This is a genomic window from Micromonospora sp. WMMA1949 (genome assembly GCF_027460145.1).
In the GTDB taxonomy this organism is placed as follows: Bacteria; Actinomycetota; Actinomycetes; order Mycobacteriales; family Micromonosporaceae; genus Micromonospora.
Genome location: NZ_JAPZBG010000001.1, coordinates 375,010 through 388,661, shown reverse-complemented (window position 1 = coordinate 388,661; position 13,652 = coordinate 375,010). Strand labels below are relative to the sequence as shown.

The 13,652-nt window shown below is 75.5% G+C and carries 10 protein-coding genes and 1 pseudogene; 8 read left to right on the top strand and 3 right to left on the bottom strand.

What is annotated here, in order from left to right:
• The first annotated feature begins 195 nt into the window (after positions 1 to 195).
• Complete coding sequence (locus O7607_RS01610; RefSeq protein WP_442929443.1) at positions 196 to 1,326, top strand: IS110 family transposase; 1,131 nt, start codon at positions 196 to 198, stop codon at positions 1,324 to 1,326.
• 109 nt (positions 1,327 to 1,435) lie between these two features.
• Here O7607_RS01610 and O7607_RS01605 read toward each other — a convergent pair.
• A pseudogene (locus O7607_RS01605) lies at positions 1,436 to 1,579 on the bottom strand (PaaI family thioesterase); the annotation flags it as partial.
• 213 nt (positions 1,580 to 1,792) lie between these two features.
• On the opposite strand from O7607_RS01605, the gene O7607_RS01600 reads away from it, so the two are divergent.
• A complete protein-coding gene (locus O7607_RS01600; protein WP_269700503.1) occupies positions 1,793 to 2,842 on the top strand; it encodes a S1 family peptidase in 1,050 nt (349 codons plus the stop codon).
• Positions 2,843 to 2,901: 59 nt separating this feature from the next.
• On the opposite strand, the gene O7607_RS01595 is transcribed toward O7607_RS01600, so the two are convergent.
• Positions 2,902 to 3,600: a DUF998 domain-containing protein gene (locus O7607_RS01595; RefSeq protein WP_269700502.1), complete on the bottom strand. Its 699-nt coding sequence runs from the start codon at positions 3,598 to 3,600 to the stop codon at positions 2,902 to 2,904.
• A 148-nt stretch (positions 3,601 to 3,748) separates the two neighbouring features.
• On the opposite strand from O7607_RS01595, the gene aspS reads away from it, so the two are divergent.
• From aspS to O7607_RS01575, 4 genes are all read left to right on the top strand, one after another.
• Entirely contained in the window at positions 3,749 to 5,554 is a 1,806-nt protein-coding gene (gene aspS, locus O7607_RS01590; protein WP_269706866.1) for an aspartate--tRNA ligase, read from the top strand.
• Positions 5,555 to 5,617: 63 nt separating this feature from the next.
• Complete coding sequence (locus O7607_RS01585; RefSeq protein ID WP_269700501.1) at positions 5,618 to 6,427, top strand: SDR family oxidoreductase; 810 nt, start codon at positions 5,618 to 5,620, stop codon at positions 6,425 to 6,427.
• 61 nt (positions 6,428 to 6,488) lie between these two features.
• Complete coding sequence (locus O7607_RS01580) at positions 6,489 to 7,103, top strand: winged helix-turn-helix domain-containing protein (protein ID WP_269700500.1); 615 nt, start codon at positions 6,489 to 6,491, stop codon at positions 7,101 to 7,103.
• Positions 7,100 to 8,485 carry an MFS transporter gene (locus O7607_RS01575; protein WP_269700499.1) on the top strand — a complete coding sequence of 462 codons (1,386 nt, stop codon included), beginning with the start codon at positions 7,100 to 7,102 and terminating at the stop codon, positions 8,483 to 8,485. The genes O7607_RS01580 and O7607_RS01575 overlap by 4 nt, the downstream gene beginning before the upstream one ends.
• A gap of 252 nt (positions 8,486 to 8,737) precedes the next feature.
• On the opposite strand, the gene O7607_RS01570 is transcribed toward O7607_RS01575, so the two are convergent.
• Positions 8,738 to 9,478 carry a GNAT family N-acetyltransferase gene (locus O7607_RS01570; RefSeq protein WP_269700498.1) on the bottom strand — a complete coding sequence of 247 codons (741 nt, stop codon included), beginning with the start codon at positions 9,476 to 9,478 and terminating at the stop codon, positions 8,738 to 8,740.
• 132 nt (positions 9,479 to 9,610) lie between these two features.
• Here O7607_RS01570 and O7607_RS01565 point away from each other — a divergent pair, with 132 nt between their 5' ends.
• Both O7607_RS01565 and O7607_RS01560 read left to right on the top strand, forming a co-directional pair.
• Positions 9,611 to 9,823, top strand: a complete 213-nt coding sequence (locus O7607_RS01565) for a hypothetical protein (protein ID WP_013285485.1) — start codon at positions 9,611 to 9,613, stop codon at positions 9,821 to 9,823.
• Positions 9,824 to 9,897: 74 nt separating this feature from the next.
• Positions 9,898 to 11,391, top strand: a complete 1,494-nt coding sequence (locus O7607_RS01560; protein ID WP_269700497.1) for a replication-associated recombination protein A — start codon at positions 9,898 to 9,900, stop codon at positions 11,389 to 11,391.
• Positions 11,392 to 13,652: the final 2,261 nt, after the last annotated feature.

The following is a 13,652-nucleotide window of genomic DNA, read 5'->3' as shown; positions in this document are numbered from 1 at the left end:
GCCACCGCAGAAGGGTGTGCCGTGAAGCGCGACCTGTCCTCGTGGGTTGCCGGCGTCGGCCCGGCCCACCTTGCTGGCCTGATCAGAAGCCTGTCCGCGATTGGTGTCGCGTGACTCATCACAGATGTGCCGCCGGGTGATCGTCTCCCGGGCCGACGCCGTCCGAACGTCGTCCCGTGCAAGGGAGAACCGTCCGTGCCTTCCATCCTGGCAGATCGTCTGGCCGGCCGTGTTGACGCGGTCATCGGTGTGGATACCCATACCGATACGCACACCGCCGCGGTGACCACCCCGGTCGGGACAGTGCTGGCCGAGATCACCGTGCCGGCCACCGCCGACGGCGCCGCTGTTCTGCTGGCCTGGGCCGGGCGGCAGACGACCGGGCTGGGAACGGGCCGGCGGGCCTGGGCCCTGGACGGCGCCCGGTGTCACGGGGTCGGCCTGCTGCGTGTCCTGCGCGCCGCGGGTGAGGACGTCCTGGAAGCACCCAAACCCGCTGCCGGACGCCGTCGGCGAGGCGGCAAGTCCGACGCGTTGGACGCCGTGCACGCCGCTCGCGCGGTGCTGGCCGCCGACCACGTCGCCACGCCCCGCGCCGACGGCGACCGGGAAGCCCTGCGCCTGCTGCACGTCTGCCGCCGCCACTACAGCGACACCCGCACCGCCACCATCAACCTGTTCAAATCGCTGATCCTCACCGCCGACGACGATCTACGCACACAGATGCGCGGACTGAACACCCTGCGGCAGGTCCAACACGCCACCACCCTCACCACCGGCACCGGCACCGGCAGCGGCAGCGGCACCGGCAGCGGCACCGGCAGCGGCAGCGGCACCGGCAGCGGCAGCGGCAGCGGACTTGACCGACTGCGCCGCACTCAACTGGCAGCCCTGGCCGAGCAGATCCTGACCCTCGAGAAGCTCCTGAAAGCCAACCTCGCCGAGATCCGCACCCTGGTCGACAAGCTCTGCCCCACCCTGCTCGACCAACCCGGGATCGGCCCCGTCACCGCCGCGATCGCACTGACCGCCTGGTCACACCCCGGCCGGTTCCGCAACGAAGCCGCCTTCGCCTCACTCGCCGGCGCCAGCCCCGTCCCCGCCAGCTCCGGACGCACCATCCGCCACCGCCTCAACCGAGGCGGCGACCGCACCCTCAACGCCGCCCTACACACCATCGCGAAAACCCGCCAACGATGCCACCAACCCACCAAGGACTACGTCGAACGCCGCACCACCGAAGGCCGCACCCCAGCCGAAATCACCCGCAGCCTCAAACGCTACATAGCCCGCCAAATCTGGCGCACCCTCGAAACCAACGCTTGACAAACACCTTCACAGATCTTGCACTTACGGCCCCCGCGAATGCCGCGAAACCGGCACTGCGGGGGCCGTAACTGCAAGATCGTCGAGCTCAGGGGGGCGGGGGAGAGGGTTAGGGGAGGGGGAAGATCAGGCAGGTCGAGGTGGCGTGGGCTGCCAGGCGGTTGGCCGGGTCCGTGAGGCGGGCCTCGGCCAGGGCGGTACGGCGGCCCCGCTGCAGCACCGTGCCCTCGCAGCGCAGCAGGCCGGTGTCGACGCGGGTCGATCCCCGGCTCTGACACCTTGAGTCGATGTTGTTGCTGGAGCGTTACATCGGGCGCGGGTGCGAATTAGGGCAAAGCCATGTCTTGCTTACGATCTTAAATGTGTGAATACTTTGGGCACCCGGGCGGTTTCCCCAGGTCGCCCGGGTTGCCCTCGGGCGCGCCCCCATGACAGCGCCCGTTCACCCCCATCCGGAGGTTGTTACATGCGACCCACGAGGTCCACGCTCCGCCGCGCCGCCGCAGTCGCCGTCGCCGGCACCCTGGTCACCGGCTCGCTGCTCGGCGCACCCGCGCAGGCCGCCCCCACGGCCCTCTCGCCGGACGCCGCCGCCACCCTCGTCGAGAAGCTCGGCGCCCGCGCGGCCGGCACGTACGCCGACGCCAGCGGCAAGATGATCGTCACGGTGACCGACACCGCGACCGCCCGCCAGGTGCGCGACGCCGGCGCCATCCCGAAGATCGTGGCCCGCGGCGCGGACAAGCTCAACGCCGCCACCGGCGAGCTGGAGCGCTCCGCCAAGATCCCCGGCACCGCCTGGTGGACCGACCCGGCCACGAACCAGGTTGTCGTCTCCGTCGACAGCACCGTCACCGGCGCCAAGCTGGAGCGGGTCAAGGCCGCCGCCGCCCGCCACAACGGCGCGATCCGTATCGAGGCCGAGGCCGGCGTGCTGAGCACCCGGATCTCCGGCGGCCAGGCGATCTACGCCGGCGGCGGTGGCCGCTGCTCGCTCGGGTTCAACGTCCGTAGCGGCTCGACCTACTACTTCCTCACCGCGGGCCACTGCACCAACATCTCGTCGAGCTGGTACAGCAACTCCGCGCAGTCCAACCTGCTCGGCACCCGGACCGGCACCAGCTTCCCGGGCAACGACTACGGCATCGTCCGGCACAACAACTCGGCCAACGCGGCCGGCAACGTGTCGCTGTACAACGGCAGCTTCCAGGACATCACCTCGGCCGGCAACGCCTACGTCGGCCAGTCCGTGCGTCGTTCCGGCAGCACCACCGGCCTGCGCAGCGGCAGCGTCACCGCGCTGAACGCGACCGTGAACTACGCCGAGGGCAGCGTCTCCGGCCTCATCCGCACCAACGTCTGCGCCGAGCCGGGCGACAGCGGCGGCTCGCTGTTCGCCGGCACCACCGCGCTCGGCCTCACCTCCGGCGGTAGCGGCAACTGCCGCACCGGTGGCACCACCTTCTTCCAGCCGGTCACCGAGGCCCTCAGCCGCTACGGCGTGAGCGTCTTCTGATCCACGCACTCCCACGAACGGGCCGCCGGGTGACCGGCGGCCCGTTCCGCGTACCCGTCTCAGGTGCCTGCCCCGAGGCGGCCCGGACCGACCGGCGGCCCGTCCGGGCGCGGCGGCTCCGCCGGCCGGGCCGTCCAGTGCCGGTGGGCCCGCCGGGCGGACAGCACCGCGGCCAGCGGCCAGAGCGTCACCGCGAGCGCTGCCACCCGCTCGGCCAGCCCGGTCCGGGAGCCGCCGGTCACCTCGGCCACCGACCAGCCGAACAACGCCAGCAACACGGCCGTGACGGCCAGCGCCACCGGCCGGCGGAACGCCCACGGCGGCCGGCCCGCCGGGGAGGCGGCCACCTCGCGCGGCACCCTGCGGGGCAGGCGCAGCGCCGTCCCGGCCGGCCAGAGCGACAGCGCGAGCACCGCCACCGTGGCCACCACGCCGTGCGCCGGGGAGCCCCCCACCTGCGGGCGGGGGAACGCGATGAGCGCGACGGTGGCCAGCCCGCCGACCGCGAGCAGGAAGCGGCTGGGCAGCCCGGCGGCGTGCAGCGCGGCGGCGGTGGCGCAGTAGCAGCAGCCGAGCAGCACCAGCGCGCCGGCCATCAGCCACGGATCGGTGGCACCCTCGCCGGCCAGCTCGCTGATCGTGTCCCGCACCGGGTCGTACCCCGGGCCCTGGCGGGCGCCCGCCACCGTCCAGCCCGCCACCAGCAGCGCGGGCGCGGCGGCCGCGGTGGCCACGGCCCAGCTCGGTACGGCACGCACCCGGTCACGGTAGACCGCCGGACCCGGCCCGCACGGCGTTTCGCCGCCACCGGGGCGGACCGGCTCGACGGGTGCCCGGGAGCGGGCCCGCCCGTCCTGACAGAATGCGGGGGAGCAGTGAGTGGACCAGATTGAGGAGACGCCAGCCGTGATCCGTACCCACAATGCCGGAAGCCTGCGCGCCGCGGACGCCGGCTCGACGGTGACGCTCGCCGGGTGGGTGGCCCGCCGGCGCGACCACGGCGGTGTCATCTTCGTCGACCTGCGCGACGCCTCCGGTGTCGTGCAGGTGGTCTTCCGCGAGGAGGACGCGCACGCGCTGCGCAACGAGTTCTGTGTCAAGGTCACCGGCGAGGTGACCCGCCGCCCGGAGGGCAACGAGAACCCGGACCTGCCGACCGGTGAGGTCGAGGTGACCGCGTCCGAACTGGAGGTGCTGTCCGAGGCCGCGCCGCTGCCGCTGCCGGTGGACGACCAGATCGAGGCCGGCGACGACATCCGGCTCAAGTACCGCTACCTGGACCTGCGCCGGGGCGGCCCGGCGAAGGCCATGCGGTTGCGCTCGCGGGCCAACCAGATCGCCCGCGGCGTGCTGCACGAGCGGGACTTCCTGGAGATCGAGACGCCGACGCTGACCCGCTCCACCCCGGAGGGCGCCCGCGACTTCCTGGTGCCGGTGCGGCTGCAGCCGGGCAGCTGGTACGCGCTGCCGCAGTCGCCGCAGCTGTTCAAGCAGCTGCTGATGGTCGGCGGCATGGAGCGGTACTACCAGATCGCCCGCTGCTACCGCGACGAGGACTTCCGCGCCGACCGGCAGCCGGAGTTCACCCAGCTCGACATCGAGATGTCGTTCGTCACCGAGGACGACGTGATCGACCTCGGCGAGGCGATCGTCTCGGCGCTGTGGAAGGACCTCGCCGGCTACGAGATCGCCCGGCCGATCCCGCGCATCACCTGGCACGACGCGATGTCCCGGTACGGCTCGGACAAGCCGGACCTGCGCTATGGCGTGGAGCTGACCGAGCTGACCGACTACCTGCGCGGCACCGAGTTCCGGGTGTTCGCCGGCGCGATCGACGCGGGCGGCTACGTCGGCGCGGTGGTCATGCCCGGTGGCGCGTCCCAGACCCGCAAGGAGCTGGACGGATGGCAGGACTGGGCCAAGGCGCGCGGCGCGCGCGGCCTGGCGTACGTGGTGCTGGACGCCGAGACCGGCGAGCCGCGCGGCCCGGTGGCGAAGAACCTGTCCGAGGCGCACCTGTCCGGCCTGGCCGACGCGGTCGGCGCGAAGCCCGGCGACGCGATCTTCTTCGCCGCGAGCACGAACATCCGCGAGGCGCAGGAGCTGCTCGGCGCGGCCCGGATCGAGATCGCCAAGCGGTCGAACCTGGTCGACGAGAGCGCCTGGGCGTTCTGCTGGGTGGTCGACGCGCCGATGTTCGAGCGCACGGACGAGGGCGGCTGGACGGCCGTGCACCACCCGTTCACCTCGCCGAACGCCGAGTGGGTGGACCGGTTCGAGGACGCGCCGGACCGGGCGCTGGCCTACGCGTACGACATCGTCTGCAACGGCAACGAGATCGGTGGCGGCTCGATCCGTATCCACCGCGGCGACGTGCAGCAGCGGGTGTTCGACCTGCTCGGCATCACCGTCGACGAGGCGCAGGACAAGTTCGGCTTCCTGCTGGAGGCGTTCAAGTACGGCGCCCCGCCGCACGGCGGCATCGCGTTCGGCTGGGACCGGGTCTGCATGCTGCTGGCCGGCGCGGACTCGATCCGCGAGGTGATCGCGTTCCCGAAGACCCGGGGCGGCTTCGACCCCCTGACCGGCGCGCCCACCCCGATCACCGGGCAGCAGCGCGCCGAGGCCGGCATCGACGCCAAGCCGAAGGCGCCGGCCGGTGCGCACGCCGGCACCGCCGGCCCGGCCGCCCCGGTGGCCGACCCCACCTGATCCTCGCCTCGTCGAAAGGCCCGCGTCATGATGACGCGGGCCTTTCGATCTTCAGGGGGATTGATGGAACTGCTCGTGGTGGGGGCCAGCGGGTTCCTCGGCGCCGAGGTGTGCCGGCAGGCGGTCGCCGCCGGGCACCGGGTCGCCGGCACGTACCACTCGACCGCCGTCGCGGTGCCCGGCGTCGCGCCGCACCGGCTCGACGTGACCGACCGCGCGGCCGTGCGTGAGCTGCTGACCCGGGTACGCCCCGACGCCGTCGTCGCCACCCCCTACCGGTACGACGACTGGGCGGTCACCGCGGACGGGGCGGCCCACATCGCGGTGGCCGCCGCCGAGCTGGGTGCCCGGCTGGTGCACCTGTCCAGCGACGCGCTGCACGCCGGCCGTCCGGCGCCGTACGCGGACGAGGACGTGCCCACACCGCTGCACCCGTATGGGGCGGCGAAGGCGGCAGCGGAGACGGCAGTGCGGGCGGTCGATCCGGGCGCGGCGCTCGTGCGCACCTCGCTGATCGTGGGGGAGGGCAGCAAGCAGATCCAGCTCTGCCGGGACGCGCTGGCCGGGCGGGCGACGCTGTTCAGAGACGAGCTGCGCTGCCCGGTGCACGTCGCCGACCTCGCCGCCGCGGTGCTGGAGCTGGTGCCGGGCGACTACGCCGGGCTGCTCAACGTGGCCGGGCCGGACGCGGTGAGCCGGGCCGAGCTGGGGCTGCTGGTGGCCCGGCACGACGGGGTGGACGCGGGCGGGCTGCGGACGACCACCATCGCCGCCGCTGGGCTGCACCGGCCGGGCGAGGTGGTGCTGGACTCCACCCGGGCCGCCGGGCTGCTGCGGACCCGCCTGCGGGGGATCACCGAGCTGTACGGCTAGACGCACAGATCCTTTGCAAAGAGCTTGTGCACAGTAAGTGTGCACAGATATTGTGCATCGCATGGAGGAGAAGACCGAGCGCACCGTACACATCGACCACCGCCAGGTTCGTGCCCTGGCCCAACCGCTGCGCATGCGGCTGGTCGGGGCGCTGCGCGTGGGCGGCCCGGCCACCGCCACCGCCCTCGCCGAGGCGCTCGGCACCAACAGCGGCGCGACCAGTTACCACCTGCGCCAACTCGCCGAGGTGGGCCTCGTGGTGGAGGACCCGAACCTGGGCACCGGCCGCCAGCGCTACTGGCGGGCCGCGCACGACGTCACCAACTGGGAATCCAGCGACTTCGACGACGACCCCGACGCGCGGGCAGCCATCGAATGGATCGAGGCGGACTACGTCCGCTTCTTCGCCCAGCACGCCGAACGCTGGTTCGCCCAGCGGCACCAGTGGTCGCCGGCCTGGCGTGACGCGTTCGGCATGGGTGACTTCTTCATGCGGATCCCGGTCGACCGCCTCAAGGCGATCCAGGAGGAGGTCTTCGCGGTCTTCGAGCGGCATCGCGACGCCACCGACCCCGACGACCCCGACGCCGAGACCGTCCAGCTCTACCTCGCCGCCCTCCCGATGGACGCGGCCTACCCGCGGTCCACCCCGCCACCCGCCGAGGAGAAGCCGTGACCGCGCTGTCCGTACGCCAGATCCGGATCCGCTACCTCACGCTGTACGGCCTGCGCTGGTTACCCAGCGGCCTGCTCATGCCGGTGATGATCCTGCTCATGCAGGAGCGCGGGCTCTCGCTGTCCCAGATCGGCCTGGTCGCCACCGCGCAGGGCCTGGTGGTGCTGGCGCTGGAGCTGCCCACCGGCGGGTTCGCCGACGCGCTCGGCCGCAAGCCGGTGCTGCTGGCCGCCTGGGTGGTCTGCCTCGCCTCGCTGGCGCTGATGGCGGTGGCCGACTCGTTCTGGATGTTCTTCCTGGTCTGGGCGTTGCAGGGTGTCTACCGGGCGCTCGACAGCGGCCCGCTGGAGTCCTGGTACGTCGACGCCACGCTCGCCGCCGACCCGAAGGCCGAGTACGAGCGCGGCCTCGGCTGGGCCGGCACCGTGATCGGTGTCGCGATCGGTGCGGGCGCGCTGATCAGCGGCGGCCTGGTCGCGCTCGGCCCGGTCGGCCCGGTCAGCGCACTGGCCCTGCCGGTGATCGTCGCCGCCGTGCTCCAGGCCGTCTCCATCGTGGCGCTGCTCGCGCTGATGGCGGAGCGGCGGCCGGCATCCGGCCCGGCCGCGCTGCGCGCCTCGGTCATCGACGCGCCCCGCATGGTCGGGCAGGCCGTCGGGCTGCTGCGCCGCAACCGGGTGCTGGCGGCCCTGGTCGCCGTCGAGCTGTTCTGGGGCTTCGGCATGGTCACCTTCGAGTCGCTGCTCCCGGTACGCCTCGCCGAGGTGCTCGACGACCCGGCCCGCGCCGCGGCGCTGCTCGGCCCCGCCGGCACGGCGGCCTGGCTCGCCAACGCCGCCGGCGCCGCGCTCACCCCGTTCCTGCTGCGCCGCCTCGGCGCCGCACCGGCCGCCGCGCTGATGCGGATCCTCCAGGGCGTGACTGTGGTCGGCATGGGCCTGCTGGCCGGCCCGGTCGGCATCCTCATCGCGTACCTCGCCTGCTACGCCGTGCACGGCGCGTCGAACCCGCTGCACATGGGGCTGCTGCATCGGCAGGTCGACGGCCCGTACCGGACCAGCGTGCTCTCGCTGAACTCGATGGCCGCCCAGCCGGCCGGCGCGCTCGGCGCGGTCGCGCTCACCGCGCTGGCCGACGCCACGAGCGTCAGCGTCGCCATGATCGTCGGCGGGGTGGTGCTCGCCGTGGCCGCGCCGCTCTACCTGCCGGCCTGGCGCGCCGCCCGCCGTACCCCGCCGGACGTCACCGTGGAGCCGGAGGCGACGGGCGGCGGCCCCGGCCACGCCGGTTTGGCGTCCGAGCCGCCCCTCGACACGGGCGCGGCTGCCGCCACGGGCGGGCCCGGGCCGGTGGTCGTTCCGGTGTCACCCGGCCGGAACTGAGTTCGGCGGGACGTTGCCCGGGCGGCGGTGTTGCCGACGTCGCCCGGCGACCTGAGCGTTGCCCGCTCCCGCCGCGGGTGGAACGGCATGGGTGTCTCGGCTCCCGTTTGACACCCATGACGTTCCAATCACCGGTTCGACGCGCCCGCTACGTCGGGCGCCCCGGAAGGGGCCGTTCCGTACCAAGATCGCGTGCGGCGTGCCTCGGGTGGCGGGGTGCCGGCCGTCCGGTCGGAGCCCTGGCCGGCGCCGTCAGGCCAGCTTGATCGAGGTGCGGCGTTCGGTGGCGGTGAAACCGAGCCGGCGGTAGAGCCGGACCGCGCCCACGTTGTCCGGGTAGACGCCCAGCGCCACAGTGTCGTACCGGCCGAACAGGGCCTCCGTCATCCCGGCGGTCAGCGCCGCGCCCAGCCCTCGGCCGCGCTGCCCGGGCAGGACCGTCAACCCGGCCAGGAAGCCGATGTCGCCGCGGCTGCGGTCGGCGCCGCAGGCGAGCAGGCGGTCACCGTCGCGGATGCCGTACCAGTCGACGATGCCCGGTTCGCCCGGCCGGGAGGTGGTGCTCGGGAACGCCTCCTCGATCAGCGCGGCCAGCGCGGGGTGGTCGGCCTCGGTGAGCCGGACCACCCGCTCCTGCTCCGGCCGGCGCGGCGGCGGGCCGCTCGTCCAGAGGAGGTCCCACTCGACCAGCCGGGCCACCGGCAGCCGCGCGGCCACCTCCTCCGGATCGGCGTGGGGCAGGTTGATCGACTGGCCCGGCCGCAGCGAGCCGTCCGCGCGCTGGGCGGCGAAGACGTCGAGTGCCGGGCCGGGGGCGCCGACCGCCCCGCCGACCGACCACTCACCCGGCGGCAGCAGCCACCCGACCGCGCCGCCGCGCCGCCACCCCCGTACGGCCTGGTCGTGCCGCAGCGCGTGCCGGGCGTACGGGTGACCACCGGTCGCCTCGAGCAGCGCGTACCGCCCGGACAGTGCCTCGTCGACCGTGATCATTCCGCCAGCCTACGAGCATCCCGGCCGGTACCGAGGGCCGGACCACCGCCTGTTCCACGGTGGAGATTGACGAACAGACCGATTGGGTACATCCGTCGCCGACCTGCTGGGAACCCCCACCGGAGGAACGACATGCTCGCCATTCTCGCGGCCATCGTGTTCGGCTTCGCGCTGCTGCTCGACTTCATGAACACCGACCTCGGCGCGCCCGATCTGTTCAGCACCACGACCCTCATGCTCATCGGCTTCCTGCTGCTCTCGCTCTACCTGGCCGGCGTCGGCTCCGGCCCGCGCGGCGGCGGTGGCGGCCGGTGGTACCGGGGCCGGCGGCCGGGTCGCGGCTGACCGGAAAAGACCACCCGGGTCGGGGCGGCGGCGCGATTCCGGCGTCGTCGGCCCGGCCCGGTACTGTTCTCGTGATGGAATCGGACGCCCTCTTCACCCTCGGCGAGCCGGCCGGCGCACCCGCGGGCGCGGGCGGCGCCGACGGCTTCACCGACGCTCGGGCGGACTCGCCCCTGCCGGTGCGGATGCGACCGGCGGGCATCGACGAGCTGGTCGGGCAGGAGCACCTGCTCGCACCGGGAGCGCCGCTGCGTCAGCTGGTCGAGGGCGCGGCGCCGATGTCGGTGATCCTCTGGGGTCCGCCCGGCAGCGGCAAGACCACCATCGCCCACCTCGTGGCCCGGGCCACCGACCGGCGGTTCGTCGCGATGTCCGCGCTGACCGCGGGCGTCAAGGACGTCCGCGCGGTGATCGACACCGCCCGGCGGCAACGCCGGTCCGGCGGCCCGCCGACGGTGCTGTTCATCGACGAGGTGCACCGGTTCAGCAAGACCCAGCAGGATTCGCTTCTCGCCGCCGTCGAGGACCGGACGGTCACGCTGCTCGCGGCGACCACCGAGAACCCGTACTTCTCGGTCATCTCGCCCCTGCTGTCGCGCTGCGTGCTGCTCACCCTCCAGGCCTTGGACGACGACGACGTACGCGGCCTGCTGCGCCGCGCGGTGGCCGACGAGCGCGGGCTCGGCGGCGCGCTGGTGCTGGCCGAGGAGGCGGAGGACCACCTGGTCCGCCTGGCCGGTGGCGACGTGCGCAAGGCGCTCACCGCGCTGGAGGCGGCAGCCGCCACCGCGACCGCGCTGGGCACCGGCCGCATCGACCTGGCCGTGGCCGAGCAGGCGGTCGACGTGGCGGCGGTGCGCTACGACCGCGACGGCGACGCCCACTACGACGTGACGAGCGCGTTCATCAAGAGCATGCGCGGCTCGGACGTGGACGCGGCACTGCACTGGCTGGCCCGGATGCTGGTGGCCGGGGAGGACGCCCGGTTCATCGCCCGCCGGCTGGTGATCTTCGCCAGCGAGGACGTCGGCATGGCCGATCCCACCGCGCTGACAGTGGCCACCGCCGCCGCCCACGCGGTCGAGTACGTGGGCCTGCCCGAGGCGCAGCTCAACCTGGCCCAGGCGGTCATCCACCTGGCCACCGCGCCGAAGTCGAACTCGGCCACCACAGCGATCGGCGCCGCCGTCGCCGACGTCCGCGCCGGTCGCGGCGGCCCGGTGCCACGCGGTTTGCGCGACGCCCACTACTCCGGCGCGCGGGGCCTCGGTCACGGCCGCGGCTACCGCTACCCGCACGACGACCACCGGGGGGTGGTCACCCAGCAGTACGCTCCGGACGACCTCGTCGGCACCGACTACTACCAGCCCAGCGGACACGGCGCGGAGCGGGCGGTGGCCACCCGGCTGCCGCTGCTGCGCCGGATCGTCCGCGGACTGCCGGCTCCGGCGACCCGGGCGGAGGCCGGCGCCCCGGCCACCGCGAACGGGGCCCGGGTGGGGGGCGGAGATCAGGCCAGCGGGGCGAGTGAGGGCGGCAGCGACGCCGCCGAGGGGGGTCAGGAGTGATGGCGCGTGGTCCGGAGCGGCCGGCCGACGGCCCCGACGAGCGGCGCGACCCGCGGGCCAAGGGCCGCCGGTGGGGACGCGGCCGGGCCGAGCCCGAGCCGGATCCGACAGCCGGCGGCGAGGACCTCGGCTGGATCGACGACCTGCGGACCGCCAAGCAGCAGGGCGGTGAACTCGGACCGGACGGGGACCTCCCGGCACCGCGCTCCGACGCCGGCCCGTCCCGGCCGGGTGCCGACCCGTCCCGGGCGCCCCGCCCGGCCGGCGCGCCGGGTCCGGGCCCCGGCATGCCGCCACCCGCCGGTCGCCAGGATCCGCGGAACCCGGCACCGGGCCCGCAGCACCCCCCGGCCGGTCAACCGCCGCCTCCGCCCACCGGCCGGCCCGGTACTCCGGCAGCGGGCGCGCCGCAGGCCCCGGGCCGCCCCGTGCCGCCGTCGGCCGCCGCGCCGCACGCTCCGGGCCGCCCCGTGCCGCCTTCGCCCACCGCGCCGCAGGCTCCGGGCCGGTCCGTGCCGCCCTCGGCCGCCGGGCCGCAGGCTCCCGTTCGGCCCGTACCGCCGGCCGCCGCGCCGCAGGCGCCCGGCCGGGCTCATCCGGGCGCGCCCGCTCCGGGCGGCCGCACCGACCCGACGTTGCCGCCCGCGCCCGGCCGTCCCGGCCCGGCGACGCCCTCCGCTGCCGGTCGTCCCGGCCCACCGGTTGCCGGCCGCCCCGGTGCCGACCTGCCCCCGGGCCCCGGTCGCCCGGGCGTGGACACACCTGCGCCACCGGGACGGTCCGGCGTGGACACCGCCCCGCCGTCCGGCCGGTCCGGCGTGGGCATGCCCCCGTCGCCCGGGCGTCCGGCCGCTGACGTTCCGCCGGGGGTCCGCCCGCCGGTGGCGGACACGCCCGCCGGCCGTGGCCGGCCCGCCCCGGAGACGCCGCCCGGCGGCCGGCCCGGTCCGCACCCTCCGGTCATGCGTCGCCCCGGCGCGCCCGGTCCGGCCGCGCCGCCGGTACGCCCCGGCGGTCCCGAGACCGGTGCCCCGCACCGGGGCGCCGACGGTCCCTGGCCGGGCGGCCCCGAAGCCGGTGCTCCACGCCGCCCCGTCGACGGCCCCTGGCCCGGCGTGCCCGAGGCGCCCCGGCCGCCGGACGCGCCGTACCGCCGCCGCACGGACGGCCCCACCGGTCAGCAGCCACCCGTCACCGGCACCCGCGTCCCGTCCGGCCCGCCGTCGCCCGGCCGGGCCGCCGTCGACCCGGGCCGCCCGGCCGTCGACGGTGACACCCGCGTACCGCCGACGCCTCGCGGCCGGCACGGAGCCGCCGGACCCGAGGGCCCGCACCCGGTCGACCCGACGGTCCCGCCGCAGCCCGGCGGCCGACGAGCCCGGCCGGACGACACCGCCGGCATCCAGCCGGTGTCCGGCGGCGCTCGCCGGGCCCGTACCGACGACACCGGCGCCGTGGTGCCGATGCCCGGGGGAGCGCGCCGGGCGCGGCCCGACGACGTGGCACCCGGCACCCGGCCGGTCTCCGGCGCCGGCCGTCGCGCCGCGCCGGACGGTGCCCCTGCCGTACCGCGCAGCGGAAACGCGCCGGACCTGCCCGGTGCGCCCGTGTCCGGCGGGCCGGCGACCGGCCCGCAGGCCGGCCGTCGTGGTGCGCCCGGCGACCGGAGTGCCGACGTAGCCGGCGGCAGGCGGGCCGCGCCCGGCGAACCGGGTCCCGGCGTCGCCGCCGAGACGCCCGGTCGCCGAGCCGCCCGTGACGACGCCGCCGAGCCGCGGCCGCAACGGCCCGAGCGGCCCGCCGACTGGTTGCGGCAGGCCGGTCGCTCGCCGCACACCGATCCGGCCATGCCGGTCACCCGCCGCCCGGCCGGTCCTCCGTCCGACGAGCCGCCCGGCCGCTCCGGTGGCGCCGCGGGCCGGGCCGGTGTCGCCGTCCCGCCGACGCGTTCCGAGCCGGGTACGCCGCCCCGGCGCCCCGGACAGCCCGGCCCCGACGTGCCGGCGCGTGCCGAACCGCCGGGCCCGCCGGTCCGCCCCGACCAGACCGGCCCGGTCGTGCCCCCGGCCCGGTCCCAGCCGTCCGAACCGGCGCCCGGTCCGGCCCGCGGCGCGGCCCGGCCCGGTGTCGCGCCCGTTCCCGGCGGTGGTCCGGCCGGCCCGGGGCCGCGCGGCGACCTCGACCGCACGGGCGGGATTCCGGCGGGCGCCGGCCGCCCCGGTGGCGGCCCGGCCGGACCCGGTGGCGACGGACGCGTGGCA